Origin of the sequence: Colwellia psychrerythraea (assembly GCF_000764225.1) — a bacterium.
In the GTDB taxonomy this organism is placed as follows: Bacteria; Pseudomonadota; Gammaproteobacteria; order Enterobacterales; family Alteromonadaceae; genus Colwellia; species Colwellia psychrerythraea_D.
Genome location: NZ_JQED01000053.1, coordinates 20,902 through 40,580 on the forward strand (window position 1 = coordinate 20,902; position 19,679 = coordinate 40,580).

At 35.7% G+C, this 19,679-nt stretch carries 13 protein-coding genes; 7 read left to right on the forward strand and 6 right to left on the reverse strand.

The annotated features are described in order from the left end of the window. The first annotated feature begins 246 nt into the window (after positions 1-246). The 3 genes from ND2E_RS04040 (at position 247) to ND2E_RS04030 (ending at position 4,826) form a co-directional block, all read left to right on the forward strand. Positions 247-1,428: a porin gene (locus tag ND2E_RS04040; RefSeq protein WP_033095342.1), complete on the forward strand. Its 1,182-nt coding sequence runs from the start codon at positions 247-249 to the stop codon at positions 1,426-1,428. Between the two features lie 242 nt (positions 1,429-1,670). Continuing rightward, positions 1,671-2,330, forward strand: a complete 660-nt coding sequence (locus tag ND2E_RS04035; RefSeq protein ID WP_033095343.1) for a response regulator transcription factor — start codon at positions 1,671-1,673, stop codon at positions 2,328-2,330. A gap of 417 nt (positions 2,331-2,747) precedes the next feature. Next, a complete protein-coding gene (locus ND2E_RS04030) occupies positions 2,748-4,826 on the forward strand; it encodes an EAL domain-containing protein (RefSeq protein WP_033095266.1) in 2,079 nt (692 codons plus the stop codon). A gap of 17 nt (positions 4,827-4,843) precedes the next feature. Here the strand turns inward: ND2E_RS04030 and ND2E_RS04025 are convergent, their stop codons facing one another. Continuing rightward, complete coding sequence (locus ND2E_RS04025; RefSeq protein WP_033095267.1) at positions 4,844-5,707, reverse strand: mechanosensitive ion channel family protein; 864 nt, start codon at positions 5,705-5,707, stop codon at positions 4,844-4,846. A gap of 496 nt (positions 5,708-6,203) precedes the next feature. Continuing rightward, positions 6,204-8,192 (reverse strand): methyl-accepting chemotaxis protein, encoded by a 1,989-nt coding sequence (locus tag ND2E_RS04020; protein ID WP_033095268.1) that lies wholly within the window; start codon positions 8,190-8,192, stop codon positions 6,204-6,206. Between the two features lie 220 nt (positions 8,193-8,412). Between ND2E_RS04020 and ND2E_RS04015 the strand changes: the two genes are divergently transcribed. The 4 genes from ND2E_RS04015 to ND2E_RS04005 all read left to right on the forward strand — a co-directional run bounded on the left by ND2E_RS04015 (position 8,413) and on the right by ND2E_RS04005 (position 14,272). Further along, complete coding sequence (locus tag ND2E_RS04015; protein ID WP_052056895.1) at positions 8,413-8,985, forward strand: response regulator; 573 nt, start codon at positions 8,413-8,415, stop codon at positions 8,983-8,985. Between the two features lie 94 nt (positions 8,986-9,079). Further along, positions 9,080-9,532, forward strand: a complete 453-nt coding sequence (locus ND2E_RS04010; protein ID WP_033095269.1) for a hypothetical protein — start codon at positions 9,080-9,082, stop codon at positions 9,530-9,532. A gap of 104 nt (positions 9,533-9,636) precedes the next feature. Continuing rightward, on the forward strand, positions 9,637-13,089 hold the full coding sequence (locus ND2E_RS22510; protein ID WP_190277863.1) for a PAS domain S-box protein: 3,453 nt from the start codon (positions 9,637-9,639) through the stop codon (positions 13,087-13,089). Beyond that, the gene (locus tag ND2E_RS04005; RefSeq protein ID WP_033095270.1) at positions 13,079-14,272 is read left to right on the forward strand and encodes an EAL domain-containing protein; all 1,194 of its coding nucleotides are present in this window, start codon (positions 13,079-13,081) and stop codon (positions 14,270-14,272) included. The genes ND2E_RS22510 and ND2E_RS04005 overlap by 11 nt, the downstream gene beginning before the upstream one ends. A gap of 127 nt (positions 14,273-14,399) precedes the next feature. Here the strand turns inward: ND2E_RS04005 and ND2E_RS04000 are convergent, their stop codons facing one another. From ND2E_RS04000 to ND2E_RS03985, 4 genes are read right to left on the reverse strand one after another with little or no spacing between them, the layout of a single operon-like run. Continuing rightward, positions 14,400-15,119, reverse strand: a complete 720-nt coding sequence (locus tag ND2E_RS04000) for a cytochrome b/b6 domain-containing protein (RefSeq protein WP_033095271.1) — start codon at positions 15,117-15,119, stop codon at positions 14,400-14,402. A gap of 26 nt (positions 15,120-15,145) precedes the next feature. Then, entirely contained in the window at positions 15,146-15,448 is a 303-nt protein-coding gene (locus tag ND2E_RS03995) for a DUF3240 family protein (RefSeq protein ID WP_033095272.1), read from the reverse strand. Then, positions 15,441-18,515 (reverse strand): efflux RND transporter permease subunit, encoded by a 3,075-nt coding sequence (locus ND2E_RS03990; protein WP_033095273.1) that lies wholly within the window; start codon positions 18,513-18,515, stop codon positions 15,441-15,443. Before ND2E_RS03990 ends, ND2E_RS03995 begins: the two co-directional genes overlap by 8 nt. Next, entirely contained in the window at positions 18,516-19,592 is a 1,077-nt protein-coding gene (locus tag ND2E_RS03985; RefSeq protein WP_033095274.1) for an RND family efflux transporter, read from the reverse strand. Positions 19,593-19,679: the final 87 nt, after the last annotated feature.

A 19,679-nucleotide genomic window follows, 5' to 3' on the forward strand; every position in this document is an offset into this window, starting at 1 on the left:
AAGTCTCGTAAATTCTGTCAACCTTGTTATTACCGCTTATATCTTGTTGAAATATCAATTATTCCTTAGGTTTACCTTTCTAGAATGAGTAACCATTCATTTGTCATCCTTGCTCACACTAAAGTAGTAAGCCTTTTGTATGCGACTAAATAACAAGCTATTTGGGTAAGTTGACTCATTCTATTTATGTTGGATGGTTTTATCATGAATGTACTAAATAATAACGATAAAACAGGAAGCATGAAAATGACTAAACTATTTAAATTAAGCTTAATTACAGCAACATTGACTATGGCAACATTTAACGCAAATGCAGCAGTTGAAATTTACGAAAAAGATGGCATGTCATTTAGCACAGACGGCTTAGTTAATGTCTTCTATTCTAATAGCTCAATTGATTCAACCAATGCTGCTGGCATGGAAGAAGACCGTACTCAATCTCGTGTTCGCACTGGCTTCCTACCAAGTAATATTGGTTTCAATTTTTCCAAGCAATTATCAGATGTGAAAATTGGCATGCGTTCTTCTTTTTGGGTTTCTCTTAGTGATAGCGATAACAATCGTGATGCCTCACCAGCAGATTTGGGCACTGGTTCATTAATCGATGTACGTCAATTCTATGCCACAGTAAGTGGTAGCTGGGGTGAAGTCTTGCTTGGTAAAGATTTCGGTCTTTATAACCGCGCGAATATCTTAGGTGATGAGCTATTACTAGGTTTTGGTCAAACATCTGATTTCTTTGGCTTAGTTGATGGTGGCAATGTATCTTTTGGTAATATCGCTACCGGTTATACTTACCCGATGCCAAAAGCACAAATGACATACCGAACGCCGGATATGAATGGCTTTAAATTAGCGGTTGGTATTATGGATCCTAATAAAACTGCGGGTGACTCATCTGAAGAGTTACCGCGCTTTGAAGCAGAATTAATGTACAACACAAGTTTTAATGAAAATAGTTCAATGAAAGCTTGGGTTAGTGGTGTAGCGCAAACGAGTGAAATAAATGATGTTGAACAGAACCAATCGGGTATTGGTTATGGTGTTAACGTAATGTTTTCAGGGTTATCATTAACCGCTTCTGGTTATAGCTCTAAAGGTTTAGGTCATGTTGCAGGTTTAGATCATATTGTTGGTGTCGATACTATTGAGTCGGATGGTTACTTAGTTCAAGCGGCATATACAATGGGTGATAACCGTGTTGTTTTAACTTATGGTGAATCAGAAACAACGGATGCTGGAAATGTTGAAGTGGTTGGCATAGTTGGAGATGCTGTGCATAGTAATACGGGTATCGCCTACTTTAGAACGATAGTACCTGGTGTTACTGCGGTAGTTGAATACAACAATACCGAAGTTGATGCGACTGACTCCTTAATTGCAGAAGATAATAATACTTTCTCAATTGGCGCAGTGGTAACTTTCTAATACGTTGTCCATCATTCTTCCTCGTTAGTTAAAGGGGAAGATGGTGGAGATTAATTTATACCCAAGCGCTATGATTAAGCTAGATTTATCAACTGACATTTTATCCCTTGGGTGTTTATTGATCTAATATTGGGTAAGTGTTGCACTAAAAGATGAGTTACCTACAACTAACGTAGGGTTAACTAAATATTTGTAACATGTTAAGTTTATATAGTTTACTTAATCGCATGGTAGTTAGCCTTATGTATAAAATTTTAGTCGCAGACGATCATCCGCTGTTTAGAGATGCCATTGTAAATATAATCGGCATAAAATACCCCGGTTCAACCACTTATGAAACTGAAGATGTCGAATCGACTCTTGCTTTCGTCAAAGATAATGATGAAGTTGATCTAATTTTGTTAGACTTGAATATGCCAGGTATGTCAAACCTAAATGGTTTGTTAGATCTTCGTAATCAATGCCCGACAACGCCAGTTGTGATTGTTTCAGCAGAGCAAGAGAAACAAAAAATTCTACAAACGCTTTCTTATGGTGCTGTTGGTTTTATTGCCAAATCGTCGTCGAAAGATGTGATTGGTGAAGCACTAGATAGTATTTTTCAGGGCAATGTCTATTTACCCTCGGATATAATGCGCTCGCAAAATGAAGCAACAGTCACGAGTAATGAGTTTCAAGCGTTACCCGAAAATATTTCTTTGCTAACTCGACGTGAATTGATTGTGTTACAGCATTTAACTAAAGGTGAAGCAAATAAACAGATTGCCTTTAATCTACATATTTCAGAAACAACCGTTAAGTCACATGTTTCTTCTATTCTTAAGAAGTTAGGCGCATCTAATCGAGTGAAAGTCGTTCTTGGATGTAGTGATATTGACTTCAATCAATATTTAAAACGTTAGCCATATGTTTTTATACTCCAATTACTAATCCTTTCAATAAACAGTGCTTTGGTAACTCTACATCGCACTGCTAGCCCAGTACTTAATCTTCAATTAAATTAATCCATTTTTACCACTTTATATGAGCAATGTCGTGAGGTCATTAAGCGGCGACTTTCCTCCCATTTCTATCCGTCTATTATCAAAATAAAGCTATGTTAGAGAGCTTTGAAAAGCACTTTTCTTGACACTGTATAAGGGCTGAACAAAAGTTATTTTAACAGGATTAAGCTTGTTGTAATTTTTTCTTAGAAGAGTGTTTTATTGACTTTGCAGACGACTAATTTAAACAAGGTTAAAAAATAGTCAATATATTTGTGCCAAATTGATTAGGTAAGTCTATTATAAAAGTAAAGGAATTCTTGGATTTAGCTTAATATGAAATCAAGCAATGTTGAAAAAGCACAGACCCACCAATATGTTCTCAATGATTCACTCCATCAATTATTCGATGCCGTTAATATTGTTTCTGTACAGGGGTATGATGAACAACGACGTGTGATTTATTGGAATGTAGGCAGTGAATTGCTTTATGGTTATAGCCCAAAAGAAGCGTTAGGGCAAAAACTGGAAGATTTGATTATTCCTCAAGCTATGCGTGAAATAGTCATTAGTGCGCATAGTGATTGGCTAAACAAGGGAATTGAAATCCCTGCCTCTGAAATTACCTTATGTCATAAAAATGGTAATGATGTAAATGTCTTTTCAAGTCATGCATTGTTTACTAATCAATATAATAAAAAACAAATGTATTGTATTGATGTTAATTTAGCAGATGTTAAACATGCACAATCCGAAGTCCTTTTTAAAGAGCATATGCTCGAGACAATATTTGATGCAATACCCGATTTATTTTTCTTGATAGAGTTAGATGGTACGATTGTTGATTATCACACGGGTGATGAGAAGAATCTTTACGTTTCACCTCACCAGTTTATCGGTCAACGTATGACGGACATATTACCGCCAGAGGTCATCAGTAAGTTTCAATCCCATGTGGATAAAATATCACAGCAAGAGGGGATGAAAACCTTTGAATATGAGGTCATGATGCCGCATGGGTTGGTGCATTTTGAAGCAAGAATGAGTTATTTACCTGAGTATAATCAAATAGTACTCATTATTCGTGATATAAGTGAACAATATAAATCTGCCGAAATAATAAGGCATCAGGCCTATTATGATACGTTAACCTCATTGCCAAATCGTTTCTTATCACTAGACCGTTTATCTCAGTTGCTTACTGAAGCAGAAAGAACAAATGATAAAACGGCGGTTCTTTTTCTTGATTTAGATGACTTTAAGAAAATTAATGATTCTTTAGGACATGAAATAGGCGATAAAGTGCTCATTCAATCGGCTTATAGGTTAAAGCAAGTATTAAGAGAAGGGGATACCGTTGGTCGCTTAGGCGGAGATGAATTTATTGTGCTATTGCGAGGGATTACAGAACATCAGGATGCGATAGTGATCACTGAAAATTTGCTTAATAGTTTTAAAGAACCTTTTTTAATAGATGGGAGAGAATTAATGCTGACCTTAAGTATCGGTGTTGCTATCTCCCCTGAAAATGGTCGTTGTGCTTCTGATTTGTTGCGAAATGCCGATACTGCTATGTATCAAGCAAAAGATTTAGGACGAAATACCTATTCATTTTTCTCTAAAGAAATGAATACTATGATGCTGCGGCGTTTTGAACTTGAAGAGCAGATGCATGGAGCTTTGGAACGTAATGAATTTGAATTATATTACCAACCTCAATTTGATGTTAAAAAACAGAAGATTATGGGGGTGGAGGCTTTATTACGATGGCATAATTCAGCGTTAGGTAATGTAACGCCGGATGAGTTTATTCCAATTGCAGAGCACACAGGGCTGATTATTCCTATCGGTCGATTCGTCATTAAACAGGCACTCATGTTTTTAAATGAATGGCAAAATACTCACCATAGAAAGGTGACAATGGCAGTAAATTTATCCCCTTGTCAATTTAGAGATTCAGAGTTACTGAGTTTTATCAAGAGTTCACTTAAAGAGACCAATGTTAGTGCTGATAATTTGGAGCTAGAGATAACAGAAGGGGTGTTAATGAGTGGTCAATCTCATATTCATGACGCTTTAATTGAAATTAGCGCACTAGGAATAAAATTATCAATGGATGACTTTGGTACAGGGTATTCATCCTTAAGTTATTTAAGGCAATATGCTTTTGATGTATTAAAAATAGATCAGAGTTTTATCAGTGGTATACCGCTAAATAAAGCAGATAGTGAATTAGTAAATACCATCATAGCAATGGCTCATAGTCTAGGTTTGACTGTCGTTGCCGAAGGTGTTGAAACGAAAGAGCAACTCAAGTTATTAGAAGAGTTGGGCTGTGACTTGGTACAAGGATACTATTTTAGTAAACCAATTAAGGCAAGGCACCTAATTGATTTTTCAGTAAATTATATGTGAAACTTCAAAAATTAAGATTAATCTTTATTTTTTATCGTAATCGATCCGTCAAGGTGTACATCTCTTTGTGGGAAGGCAACAACAATATTATGTTGTTCGAATAATTCATCTAATCTGAAACGAATGTTACTTCTCATCACTCTTAAGCCTCCCTCAACACTGGACTTCATCCAAAAATTTACTTCAAATATTAACGCGTTATCGCCAAAATCTTCAAAGGTAACTAGGGGTTTTGGATCGGTTAAAATCTTTGATTGCTCTGTTGTTGCTTGTAAAATAAGCGCTGATACTTTTTTAGCTGATGTGCCATAAGCCACGCCAACTCTTACTGTTGCTCTCATTAAACTATTAACGAGTGTCCAATTAATCACTGTATTTTCAAGTAATTTGCTATTGGGTATTAATAAATGTACGCCATCCACACGCTTTATACGTGTTGATCGCGTGTTAATTTGCTCAACAATACCCTTTGCATCTTCAACTTCAAGGAAATCACCTATGCGAATAGGACGTTCCCACATAAGTATCCAACCACTAATGAAGTTATTAATAATGTTTTGGGCGCCGAAACCAAAACCAATGGCAATGGCCCCTGATAAGAACGCAAATGCAGTAATGGGGACATTGATAACGTCCAGCGTGGTGATGACTATGATCGTTATTGCAACAACATAGAATACGCGTTGCAGTAAATGAATAATATTCGGATCTGTGTTTTTATTGGTTAAGCGGTTAGTAATTACTTTGACCAACCATTTCGTCAATAAGAAACCAATAATTAAAAAAGTTGGCACCAATAAAATGTCGCCAATAGTAATTGGTTGATCTGCAATTGAAGCGACAGAAATGTTTAAAAAGTCGACCAGTTGTTCATATGACATTGATGTTTCCTATAAATAATAAATCAATTGGCTAAATAAAAATTTCAGAGTCTAAACTTACTATGGTTGGTTTCGCACTCAAATCGCAACAAATACTTAAACTACGTCAAACTACAATAAGCAGTTAGGAAATTATTAATTAAAGTCAATATGTAGATATTGAGGGCTCACAGTGCTTGATTCAAAGCTAATAATACTAACGAGTAATAATAGAGTAAGCGTAGCGTTAAATAAGTAAATATTCCAGAAAAACACATGACTAACAATAGCTTAAATATTATATTTATACCTTAGAAGACTTCAATGATATCTTTTAAAGATAACCAAGCATAGCGCAAAGGAATTCTGTCTATAGCAAGATTGGCTAATGAGATTAGCCTAGGTGTTAATCGACAAGTAATTAAATGAGAGATTAAGGCTTGAGTGTTTCAAGCCTTAAACAAAAAGTGCAATATCAATTAATTTACCCAAAAATTTAACTACAAGCTGCAACTTATTAAGATATTTTAAAAATTGTTGATATATCTTGTAAGGTTACTGCTAACATCGCTTGTTCTTTTGCCGTTGTGGTAATTTGCGTTGAGCCTGTTGCTGACTCCATTGATTTATGCTCAATATTGATGACATTTTTAGCAACATCTTGAGTAACCATAGCTTGCTCTTCTACTGCAACAGCAACCTGTTCGGTCATCGCAAAAATGTTACTGACAGACTGGGTGATGCCTGCCAAGGTTTGTTCAACATTTTTTGAATTTTCCACGGCATTTTCTGCCATTTTCTGACTTTTTTCTATCACACTATATGCCGTGTTAGCATCTGATTGCAGTGCTGAAATGAAGCTTTCGATTTCACTGGTCGATTGTTGAGTTCTTTGCGCTAAGGTTCTCACTTCATCTGCCACTACTGCAAAACCACGACCTTGTTCACCCGCTCTAGCGGCTTCAATTGCGGCATTTAAGGCGAGTAAGTTAGTTTGTTCGGCGACGGACTTAATTACATCAACCACACTGGTAATGTTTGTACTACTTTCGTGAAGACTCGTTATTCTTAGTGCAAGATTATTTATTTCCTCAGCGAGGCGTTCAATAGAGTGATAAGAATCTTGCACAACGCTGGCGCCACCTTGTGCTTGATCGTCTGCTTCTTTGGCTGAGTCAGCAGCTAACTGAGTATTGCTTGCTACTTCTTTCACGGTTGCTGACAATTCTTCTATTGCAGCAGCAATAAGGGTGATTTCATCTTGTTGCTCAACTAATGACTGTGAATTATGTTCACATGTTTGTGAAGTCTCTTCTGCAGCGGCGGCAAGCATTGTACTGGACGTTGAAATCTCATTCATCGCGCCTGAAAATTTCTCAAGGGTGGCATTTAATGCAGTAGAAATTCGGCCTAATTCACTCTTACCGGTAAACTTGGCTCTAATGGTTAAATCATTTTCATCACTGACTTTTGACATTACACAAGTTAGATCTACCACTTGGCTATGTAGCTCTTTCAAAATATAAAAGCTAAAAATAGCCACTAAGAATAAGATAACTAATGAAGAAATTAAGTAATAGAGTAAAGAATTAAATGCATTATCTTGGGTGTCCTTGGTGAGCAATAATAATGAACTTGTTAATTCATCTTCAATATTTTTTAATACACCAATTCTTTTAGTGGCCTGTTCAAACCAATGAGTCGCATCTACATTAATATTTTGTGAATTTGCATTTTCAATCGCTATTTTTCTGAGTTGTTCCACTTCTTTGATTGATGGCTCGCTTTGTTTTTGACTATAGAAGCGTTTATTTTCATCACTCGCGAAAGCATTAAAACTATAGAAATAGGTATTTTGTTCAGAAAGAAAACGAATAAATTTTTGATAGACACCTTGATCAAACCTTCCCAAAGCAAAAGTGCCAGTTAATACTGCTCTCTCGATACCCGCTCTTTCTTTACCTTGAAGAAAATTATAATAAGCAACGGTTTCTTTTGTTACTGCGGCATTAGTGGAAATCGTTGAAATAATACTTGATACACTCAATAATAATTCATTGGTTTGGGTATAAAAAGCTATCGCTTCTGACAGGGGGATTGATAAGTTATCAACATTACGTCTAATTTGAACAAGCATTTTTATGCGTTGATTTATATTGTCATGTAATCGTTGAATTTTTTCGTTATCAAATTGATTTTTTTGCCAGTAATCTAAACGTTTCTTCTCAATATTAGAGGTTTTCTCTCTTTGGTTTGGTAACTTATAAGCGAACTTTACGCCTTTAGAGCCTAAGAAGCCTGCTGTCATTCCTCTTTCTTTTTGCAGCTCATGCACAAGTTCGCTATAGACAGAAGAAAGTTTGGTATATCGGTTTAATTGTTCCATTTCATTATTGATTGAAAGGGAACTGACTATAGCGTTTACTCCAATTCCTAAAAAACCTAATAGAGGAAAAAATAATAAAATAAAAATTTTCTTATTGAAGGAAATGTCGATAAGTCTCATTTGAGCCTGCTGTGATTATTTCATGTTATATATGAAGGTAAAGTTTACGTGTTAGAATCATAAAAACAATAAAAATCGCAAAAAACGCAAAAAATAATTGGTGCGTTTGATATGGATCACGTTTAATCAAATAAGCAATAAAAAATGATATAAATGATTAATGGCTTCTTATATGTTAGCGAATAATTATTACGCACCAACTATCATTTAAGTCATCTACATGCCATTGAAAAACTCTGTAAAAAGCTACTTAACACCCAAAGAGGTTGCTGAATTACTTATGGTTTCTACTGCTGCAGTTCGTTTGTGGGCAGAGCAAGGAAACTTAAAAGCAAGAGTCACTGCAGGGGGGCATCGTCGATTTAAACTTGATGATATAAAAGAATTTGCGACTAAAAAGAATATACAACTTAATATTACCGCGAGTGAAAACCCTAAGGTATTGATCGTAGATGATGATATTCATTTTGCTGAATTTTTAAAAGCGTTACTCAAAATCGAGATTAATAATATTGAAGTTGAAATTAGTTTAGATGGTTTTGATGCAGCAAACAAATTGCATGATTTCACCCCTGATATTCTATTATTGGACCTTAAAATGCCAGGTCTCGATGGCTTTCAAGTATGCCAAGTTGTCAAAGAAAACCCTATTCAGAATCACATTAGAGTGATTACAATTTCTGGAAGTACTAGCCAAAGCGATATTGATAAGCTAAAAGGGATCGGCGCAGAAGCGTGTTTGAATAAACCAATAGATGTTGCGGCTTTACTAAAACAATTGGCGTTAAATTAGTCAGCATTAACGTGTAATAGCTTCGAAGTTATAGGATATATACCAGATAAATCAGTACAAGTTTGATGTTTTGAGCAACAGTAAAGGATTACAAGTGAAACAAAAATTAAACATAATTATGTTTGCAAGTATATTTGGCCTTGCTGTGCTTGGTGGAATTTCATACTTACCCTTGTTTGAATTTTTTTTAAGTATTGATGAAGGCTTTATTCCGATGGCCCCGTCAACTTCTGCGCTATTTTTAATAACCTTTTTAGTTTTGTTTGTTTGGGTGAACTGTGCTCGCAAATTCTATCGTTATAAAAAAGCTATCGGCTTAATGTTACTCCTAATCTCTTTGTTTGGTCTGTTTGAAATTGTTGAATATTTTACCGGTGTTGAGCTTAACTTTGAGAGTTCTCTTGTTCCGACTTATGGCGATTTGCAAGGTATTCCTCTTGCGAGAATGTCTCCGGTAACTGGCTTTTGCTTTTTCCTCATAAGTTGCGTTTTATTCATACTATTAAATCATCATAAAAAAAGTGAATGTGGTCATTTTTTGGTCTAATCAAAAATGTTTTTACAACACTTCTCTCTTTTACGTCCTTATTATTTATTGTTACTTATCTTTATCGCTCACCTATTTTTTATAATACACAAGATGTAATACCCATGGCTTTATCTACTAGCTTAGGTTTTTTATGTGTGTCTGGAGTACTCATAGTTAATGATAAAAAAAACTACTTTATGAAAACATTTACCCACTTGTCTCCCTCGACCGCTTTGATTCGATTTATTACCCCTTTTACAGTCTTTAGTATCTTTATAACCGGGCTCGTTCAGCATTATATGTTTGCAGTTAGCTCGGTAAATAACTCTATTTTTTTATCGACTACCATTCTTATATTATTTGCGATTATTTGTGGTTTTATTGCCATGTTGGTTACTCAAAAATTAATGTCATTTCAGGATGAGAGTAATAAATATCTTCACCAATATAAATCGATGGTGACTTTATCTTCAGGCATGCAAGCGTTACTTAATGATAAGTTTGAGTATTTAGCGGTAAATCAAGCCTATGTAGAAAAGCTTAATTTAACTATTGAAGAAGTGGTGGGCAAACATCTCAGTGATATTTTTGGTAAAAAATATTTTGAATCAAAGATTAAAAACCATTGCGAGCGTTGTTTAGCTGGTGAAGTTATTAAACTCGAAAGATGGATGAAGCTTACCGCCGAACATCAGTTATTTATGGAGATTGAACTATCACCATATTACCAAAACGACGGTAAAATCTATGGCATTATGGTGAATGCGCGTGATATTACCCAATTAAAGCAGTATCAAGATAACTTAGAAAAATCAAAGCTCGTTATTGAGAATAGCAGAGTTATTGCTTTTCGCTGGAAACCTGACTGCTCAGTAGAACATGTTTCAAGCAATGTCGATTTATTGGGGATACAGGCTAATGAGCTACTCTCAGGTAAAATTAAATATACCGACTTGGTGCACCCTCAAGATTCAGCACGGGTGATGCAAGAGGTTAGGGGATTTACTGAAAAAGGTGTAAAGCAATTTATCCATGAATACCGTATTGTTTCTCATTCAGGAAAGATGTGCTGGGTTGAAGACAGAACAAACATTGAACGAGATGAAGAGGGTAATGTTGTTTTTTACCAAGGTATTGTTATTGATATTACTGAAAAGAAACAAGTAGAACTCAAACTAAAGCAATCAAATACAATCATACAAAATGTTATTAACTCGACACCTGATTTGATTTTTGCAAAGAATAAAGAACATCAATATATTTTAGCTAATAATGCTTTCGCCCAATCTTTAAAGCAGTCACCGCAGTCATTAATCGGAAAAATGGATCGAGAGTTTGATTATACCGATGAGCAAATAGGTAACTTTAGAGAGCAAGATGAGAAAGTCTTAAATGGCAGGTGTGTTATTACGCCAAGCCGTCGACCCCTTGATGGCAACAAAGTGCTTGAAACTTCAAAGTTTCCTTTAAGAAATGAGGACGGTGAAATTGGTGGCGTGATTGGGATTGGCCACGATGTGACTGAACACATTGCCAACCTTGCCAAAATATCTAAACAGCAAATGGAATTATCTCAAACACTTGATGCTATATTTGATGCCGTTATTACTATTGACGATTCAGGTTTAATACAAAGTTGTAATAGGGCGACAGAGCTCATGTTTGGTTATCACGTTGATGATTTAATTGGCAAAAATGTATGTTTACTGATGCCTGACATGTTGGCCGAAAATCACGATGTTTCCATGAATAGCTTTTTATTATCAAGTGAGATTCAATTAACAGGAAGAGGCCGAGAACTTGTTGGTAAACATAAAGATCAAAAACAATTTCCCTTACATTTAGCTATTGCCGAGCTCCCTAAAAATCAAGATGAACGAAAACGATTCGTCTCGGTTTGTCATGACTTATCAAAAACAAAACAGCATGAAAAATTATTAAATAGAACGCAAAAGATGGAAGCACTAGGGCAACTCACCGGTGGTATTGCTCATGATTATAATAATATGCTGGGTGTTATTATTGGTTATAGTGATATTTTAAAAGCTCAATTAAAAGATCAACCTGGCTTGCTTAATTTTGTTGAACAAATTCATCAAGCGGGTGATAGGGGAGCTCAACTCACCCGTAAATTACTTTCTTTCTCTCGTCAAACGCCAAATGCTAGTCAAGAGTCAGACATTAATCGACTTATTAAAAACAATAAGGATGTACTTCGCAAAACTTTGTTATCGATTGAATTAAGGCTCAACCTTGATGTAACTATTCAGCAAGTTAATATTGATCGAAGTTCTTTTGAGGATGCACTGTTAAATATGGCAATTAATGCGATGCATGCTATGCCCTTTGGCGGTGTTTTGAGCTTATCCACTCGTGAAGTGGAATTATCAAAGGAACAAGCAGTTAACTATAATATTGAGCAAGGGGAATACGTACAATTATCGATTGAAGATAATGGCGAAGGCATGAGTAAAGAGATACAAGATAAAATTTTTGAACCGTTTTTTTCTACAAAAGGAGAGCAAGGATCAGGACTCGGACTAGCCCAAGTGTATGGTTTTATTAAATCCTCCATGGGCGCTATTAATGTGTATTCAGAGTTAGGGTCTGGAACAAGGTTCTCACTTTACCTACCTATACCTAAGGTTGAAAATAAAGTAGAAAATAAAGTGAATAATACTGAAGAACAATGGCGTGTTTTTGGCAGTGAAACAATCCTTGTTGTTGATGATGAGCCGCAACTTCGTGCTTTAGCTCAAACAATTTTAACGACAAAAGGTTATCGAGTTTTAACAGCTTCAAATGGTATCGAGGCATTAGCTGCTTTAGAAGAAAGCCCCATAGACTTAATGTTTTCAGACATTATTATGCCAAAAATGAACGGCTACCTTTTAGTTGAAAAAGCTCAAAAACTGTATCCAGAGTTGAAAATAATACTAGCAAGTGGCTTTCAAGGTAACTTAAGTGACCGTAATATTATGCTGGATGAAGATATCATTGCTAAACCATATGAGAATAATTACTTACTTCGCAGGATCAGGGCTTGTCTAGATAAACAAGATATTAAGACTATTAAAGATAGTCATCAAAAGAATAACCTAAGCACATCAAAAAGCTCAGCAATGAAAAGTATAGTATGGACGAATGACATGAGCATTGATGGCGGCGGAGAGCTCGATGAAGATCATAAATTGATGTTTACTTTACTTAACCGCTGTCAAGAGTCGTTAGAGGAGCAAGGTAACCACCAATCGACTCAAGCCATTATTACTGACCTAGTGCAATACATTCATGAACATTTTGCTAGCGAAGAATTATTAATGAACAATATTAATTATCCTTACACTAAAAATCACTGTGATGTACACCGTATGATCATTGAACAACTAAACCAAAAGTCTCTAGTTTGTTCAGATAAAGAAGTTCTAAAGTGGCTTATTACCGATATGAGTTCTTGGTTAGTTGAGCATATTATGGAAATGGACAAACCTTTGCAAAAGTATATTTTGAAACATAATAAACAAGTTGGTAGTGGTTTAAAAGAAAACACCGAGGACGAAATTCATGATGAATAGAGTGTTTATAGTTGATGATGATACCCTAACGTGCAATTTACTTAACACACTTGTTAAGCCTATTTTTGGCAGTGTTGAAGTATTTCAAAATCCGAGTGACTTTTTATCGTTAAGCTTGAATGAGCAAGACTTTATTATATTAGATTTAATGATGCCCGATATGGATGGTATTGAAGTTATCCGTCACTTAGCAGAGCATAAATGTCCGGCAAGTCTGATTTTAATCAGTGGCTACGATAGCGGTGTATTGCACTCAGCTGAAACATTAGCACTAAGCTGTGGACTGAATGTTATTAATACTTTTACCAAACCTATTAACACAGAAATTTTAACTTGTTTTTTGACCTCTCTGTCGGCTAAGCAGGCACAAAGAGAACTTGTTAAGTGCAGTAACGATAAAGAAAAACAAGGGAGCTTTGATTTCATTCCAACAAAACAAGACTTACAGTATGCTATTGAAAATAAGCAACTAATTTTATATTACCAGCCTCAAATTAATATGAAAACCGGATGTGTTCATGGTGCTGAAGTACTAGTGCGTTGGTTACACCCAGAGTTTGGGTTAATTTTTCCTGATAAATTTATCGCCCTTGCAGAGCAGACGGGCTTGATTGAGCAGCTCTCTGAAGAGGTTATTCATCTAGCAATAATGCAAAGTGTCTATTGGCAAAAACGGAATAAAGCGACTCGATTATCGATAAATATTTCAGCACAAAATATTACTAGCTTGAAGCTCCCTGAGCAACTAAGGATGTTGGTAAAGGAATATGAAATTGACCCTTCCATGATTGTTTTGGAGTTAACAGAGAGTGCATTAATGGATAGTGAGGTAACATCATTAGATATTTTTACACGCTTTAGATTAAAGGGCTTTCAACTATCCATTGATGATTTTGGAACTGGATACTCATCGTTATCACAGTTACATAAAATACCCTTTACTGAATTAAAAATTGACCAATCCTTTGTGACGAATATGAAACAAGAAAAGGAAAGTGCCGCGATTGTTGAAACCTGCATTATGTTAGCGCATAAGCTTAATATGGAAGTGGTTGCTGAAGGTATTGAAGATAAAGCAACATGGGACTTATTATCATCCGAAGATTGCGATATAGCACAAGGTTATTATATCGCAAGGCCTATGCCTGCGGAGCAATTTGATAAGTGGCAATTTAAAGGATAACGCTAACGCTTCAATTTTAATAAGTAGTTATTAATATTGCTTTATTAGTGAATATTTTTTTTGATATGTTTACTACTATAATGCTTTTATTTTGCTAGTGAGCATTGCCAGTCTTTACCTACCATGTCTAGTGAGCATTGGTCTCATCTGTTGGGAGATACTTATAGCCATTGACCATCGCAGATACAATAGCGCTTCGCTCTCGTCTTTCAGCAACAATAACTCCGATAACATGCAAAGGGATCAGTAATAAAAGACAATAAAATGAATACACATGTGCGGTTATAAAGGGTTTTCTAAAAGATCGCATTGCCTGATAAGATAGTTCATCGACATTTTCTTTTGAATAGGGCTTTATCACGTCTAAATTGTCTTTATCTATAGCGATACTTTGGCTGAAATAGTGACCAAATGGGGGGTAATAAATATCAGTACCAGCTATTACAAGCCCTGAAATCATTTGAACACTCATTAATGATAGAAGCGCTAACACCATAAGTTTACCCGCCGGGTTATGTCCTTTATATCTCACTTTTTTGTCTTGGCTGAACTCAATGAGTTCTCTGGTGAAACCTTTGTAAAAAGGTAGTATTTTACCCCACCTTTCATATGTTTTACCGATAAAAGCAATAATTAAACGGAAAATTAAATTTGCTGCAAAAACATAACCAACGATTACGTGTATTGTTTTTAATAGCACTTTTCCATCAGTACTCACGCCAAAAATCTTAGCATTCAAAATGACAACACCTACAACGATCAGTAATAAGATGGTGGTAACATTTAACCAATGAAAGAGTCTAATTTTACCACTCCATACAAAAACCGGTTCTCTTTTGCTATTCATAGTAACCTCTTCTCTTATTTGCAGTGCTAAAAGTGTGCACTCTCTATAACGGGTGTAAGCCAATACTTTAACTTGGCTGGTTGGCAAATAGGATTGAGGCTTGCCTTAAGGTGTTGAACCTCTTTTAAAGCGATGAGTACTTCTATTTGATAAATAGCTCTATATCCCGCAACTTGTTCTGCAATATCAAATTGACTATGTTCTTTGCTGTAACCATTTATCTTTTTTAAATTAAACCCAGTGATACTTGTAAAGGTGATCAAGTTATCAATGACATCATCTTTTAGTTCCGTTGGTACATTTAAGGTAAATATTACTTGTTCAGGCATTTTGCTTCTCCAACCAGCTGTAAAATAGTGGTAATAGATATAGAGTCGTGATGGTGGATGTTATTAAGCCGCCAATAACAACAATAGCTAACGGTTTTTGAATTTCCGCGCCAGGACCCGTTGCAAATACTAAAGGTAATAAACCAAACATAGCTGTGCTAGCTGTCATTAAAATGGGTCTAAGTCGGCGCTTTGCACCGTCAATAATTTGCATGTGCAAACTCTGCGATAGTTGTTTGGTTTGCTCAAAATAACTTATCATCACAATACCGTTTAAAACTGCGATACCAAGCAATGCGATGAATCCAACGCAAGCTGGTACGGATAAATACTCATTGCTGACATATAGCGCAATAACTCCTCCCATTAAGGCAAACGGAATATTGGCAATAATCAGGCATGATTTATAAAGAGAATTAAAGCTGGCAAACAATATGATAAAAATCAAACTAAGCGCAATAGGAATTAATAACAATAGATTTTTGGTCGCACGCTGCTGACTCTCAAACTCTCCACCAAAGGTTAAAGTATAGCCACTAGGAAGTGCTAATTCATTCTGTATTCTTAAATTTAGTTCATCGACAAAACTGACAACGTCTCTGTTTACAACATTGGCACTTACCGAGGAAAATCGGTTGCCTTTTTCTCTTTCAATTAATAGTGGACCATTTTTTATTCTGATATTGGCAACTTTTTCAAGCGGGAGTAAAACGTTATTAGGCATTAAAATTAGTTTTTGTTTGAGTGCATGTATAGATGATATTTCATCCGCAGGAGACATCATGTCTTTTACGTCATTGAAGAGGATAGGAATAGCATGATTCCCATCTAATAAGGATGAAATTTTCAAGCCTTCTAATTGATACTTCAGATAATTGCTTAAGGTTTGAGTGGATAAACCAAATTGGCTTGCTATTTCAGGGATAAGTTTAATATTCACGTATTTCCCTCCTTCAATTAATGCCATTTGTACATCTGAAGCGCCTTGTATTTTGTTAGCTAAGGTGGAAATTTTTTCAGCAAGCGAGGTCAGCGTGGCAATGTCATTACCAAATATTTTAATAGAAATATCCCCAGTTCCACCCGTTAGCATTTCTGATACCCGCATTTGAATTGGCTGAGTGAAACCTATATTCATGCCTGGATAGTTGGCAAGTGTGCTGCGAATATCCTCAATAAGCTCGACTTTAGTGTCAAAGCGCCATGTTGACTTTGGTGCTAACTCCATAAATACATCCGTTTCGTTTAACCCCATTGGGTCGAGGCCAAGTTCATCTGAACCTGTTCGAGCCACAATCTGAATTATTTCAGGCGTATTTTTAAGAAGTGCTTTCTCGATTTGTTCATCAATCTCGACCGATGATACCAAAGAGATACTAGGAGATTTTTCGAGTTGTACTATGATGTCACCTTCATCAAGTACTGGCATAAAGCTCTTGCCGATCCCTTGAAAAAGTATCACGCTAACGATAAAAACACTGAGCAATAACACGACCATGGCTACTGGTTTGTTAATGGTTTTACTAAGTGTTTTTGTATAATAGTGTTGCAAAAAAGTGACTAGTTTAGGTTGTTTAACTTGTTCATTTTTTAAGACGAATGAGGCTAATATGGGAATAACAGTTAAAGATAGAAGTAATGCGCTTAACATCGCAAATACAATGGTCAGGGCGACTGGGGTAAATAACTTACCCTCTAAGCCAGAGAGTATAAGTAAGGGGGAAAAAACAATAATGATAATTATTGTGCCTGAAAATACTGGCGTAGCGACTTCTTTGCAAGCACGATATATGACATGTAATCTAGGTAAGTGTTGATTAGTTGAGAGTCTATTTACAATATTTTCCACTATGACTACAGAAGAGTCGACTAACATGCCTATTGCGATTACTAATCCTCCTAAGCTCATTAAATTAGCAGATAAATCAAACTCTTTCATCAGTATAAAGGTCAGTAACGCTGACATTGGTAAAGACAGTGCAACGACTAACGATGATCTGATATCACCAAGAAAAATAGCTAGTAAGATGATGACCAAAACAACTGCTTGGCTCAATGCCTTGGTGATGGTATTGATTGCTGTATTGATAAGATTAGATCTGTCATAAAAAACGTTGATTTCTGTACCTGTAGGTAAAGATGCTTCAATAGTTTTCAGTTTGCTTTTTACACTATCAACTACCCTAGCGGTGTTACTATTTTTTAACGCAATAATTAAACCTTGGACCGCTTCTTGACCATTTTTAGATACTGCACCGTAGCGAGTTAAACTACCTATTGATATCGTTGCTATATGGTGTAATTTAATGACTTTATTTTCAGTTGTTTTTATCACTGTATTTTTCAATGAATCAAGATTTTCAAATTTACCTTCAGTTCTTAGAATTAAAGTATCATTGCCTTTAACGAGTCGGCCAATACCTCCATTTTGGTTGGTCGTTGTTATAGCCGTTTCTATTTCGTTAAATGAAATCTTGTATTGTTGCATTAACAGTATATCAGGCGTTATTTCATAGGCTTTAACATAACCACCTAAACTATTGACATCTGCTACCCCCGGAATTGTTCGCAATAGTGGACGAATGTGCCAATCTAATAATTCTCTTTTTTGTGTTAGTGATAGGGCTGGGTTTTCTACAGTAAACATAAACACTTCACTTAATGGTGTGCTCATTGGCGCCATACCGCCACTGATCGTTGAAGGTAGAGAAGGGAGTATGTTTACTAAACGTTCATTTACCTGTTGTCTTGCCCAATAAATATCAGTTCCTTCTTCAAAGTCTATTGTGATGTCCGTGATTGCATACTTAGTTGTAGAACGAAGCATTTTTTGTGATGGTATGCCGAGTAACTCTGTTTCAATCACGCGTGTTACTTGCGATTCAATCTCTAAGGCATTCATTCCTGGTAATTTAAGTACAATTTTAACTTGGGTAGGTGATATCTCAGGAAATGCATCAATAGGTATACTTAACCAAGACTTAACACCGGCAAATAGCGTGAGTACAACAAAAATACTTACAAATAAGCGTTGCGTAAGCGAAAATTTAATAAGGAAGTTCAGCATCTACTCAAGCCCCAACGCTAGTAACTTTCCTTGAAGAATACTTACAGAGCGAACAAGTACTTTCGTTTTACTGATATCTTCACTCGCAGAAACGTAATATTCCTTTTGAGTTGCTCCAACAATGAAGACAGGAATTAAAGACAATTTATCTTCGAATTTTATGGCGATATAGTCTTTATCATTAAGCTCAAAAATTGAAGATTTAGGGACTTTATAACCGTCAAACTTGAGTATGGGGCTAAGTTTTATTGATTGACCAAGTGTTAACTGACATTGGTCAGACGTCGGTGAGGCCCATATTGTTTGGTGATACTTATCGACAATACTTTCAACACTGTTAACTTCAAGCTGACAAGTTGATGACACTACAAAATGGGATAGCTTGGCAGCGTAGGAAAGCGGCGTGCGGATCTTTACTTTCACCGAGTCGGTATTAATAACATCAAAAGCAATATCCCCTTTTGACTTTAAACTCTGATAACTAGGTATTTTTACTATGCCATTATGAGGGCTAATAAGCGTAAATTTTTCGTTTTCATCAATATGTAAAAAAGACATTTGATGTTGGAAATGTTCAAAATTTAACTTCGCTTCTAAGTAGCTTTTGGTAATCTCAAGCCATTGGCTGCTTTGTATGGTTTTATTCTCAAAATAAACTTTATTCATTTGAAAGTGATTTTCTGATGCTTCCAATATTATTTTGGCTGATTGATATTCATCGATAAAATGATGGGCATCGTACCCTTCAACAGTAGCAATAGTGTCACCGAGCTCGACATAATTGCCATTTTTTATCCGATAGGTAATTTTTTGAATATCAAACGGAAGTAAAACAGAGTAGTTTTCACCTACCTTGTAGGTGACTTCTCCAATTAAATTTTGACCGACTATTAAGCTTTCTTTTTCTATTTTTGAAAACTTAATTTCAAAATCGCCCAGTGCTGATAGAGCAATATTTTCTTTTATCTCAATAGCGAATACTGTTGGTATTTTACATAGTGCAATAAAAAACAAGGTTAATATTGCAAAGTTAATAGAGAAATCATTGAGTGTTTTTTTTCGCGGTAATAACGGCATATAATAAGTTCAACAGAAATTAAATATTGTCGTGAAATTATTACTAAACTTACCTGTTAGGTCATTGGGCAAAGGTCGTAACCTGAT

Coding starts and splice junctions, on each gene's coding strand:
- ND2E_RS04040 (WP_033095342.1), top strand. CDS start 247: ATGACTAAACTATTTAAATTAAGCTTAATTACAGCAACATTGACTATG.
- ND2E_RS04035 (WP_033095343.1), top strand. CDS start 1,671: ATGTATAAAATTTTAGTCGCAGACGATCATCCGCTGTTTAGAGATGCC.
- ND2E_RS04030 (WP_033095266.1), top strand. CDS start 2,748: ATGAAATCAAGCAATGTTGAAAAAGCACAGACCCACCAATATGTTCTC.
- ND2E_RS04025 (WP_033095267.1), bottom strand. CDS start 5,707: ATGTCATATGAACAACTGGTCGACTTTTTAAACATTTCTGTCGCTTCA.
- ND2E_RS04020 (WP_033095268.1), bottom strand. CDS start 8,192: ATGAGACTTATCGACATTTCCTTCAATAAGAAAATTTTTATTTTATTA.
- ND2E_RS04015 (WP_052056895.1), top strand. CDS start 8,413: ATGCCATTGAAAAACTCTGTAAAAAGCTACTTAACACCCAAAGAGGTT.
- ND2E_RS22510 (WP_190277863.1), top strand. CDS start 9,637: ATGGCTTTATCTACTAGCTTAGGTTTTTTATGTGTGTCTGGAGTACTC.
- ND2E_RS04005 (WP_033095270.1), top strand. CDS start 13,079: ATGATGAATAGAGTGTTTATAGTTGATGATGATACCCTAACGTGCAAT.
- ND2E_RS04000 (WP_033095271.1), bottom strand. CDS start 15,119: ATGAATAGCAAAAGAGAACCGGTTTTTGTATGGAGTGGTAAAATTAGA.
- ND2E_RS03995 (WP_033095272.1), bottom strand. CDS start 15,448: ATGCCTGAACAAGTAATATTTACCTTAAATGTACCAACGGAACTAAAA.
- ND2E_RS03990 (WP_033095273.1), bottom strand. CDS start 18,515: ATGCTGAACTTCCTTATTAAATTTTCGCTTACGCAACGCTTATTTGTA.
- ND2E_RS03985 (WP_033095274.1), bottom strand. CDS start 19,592: ATGCCGTTATTACCGCGAAAAAAAACACTCAATGATTTCTCTATTAAC.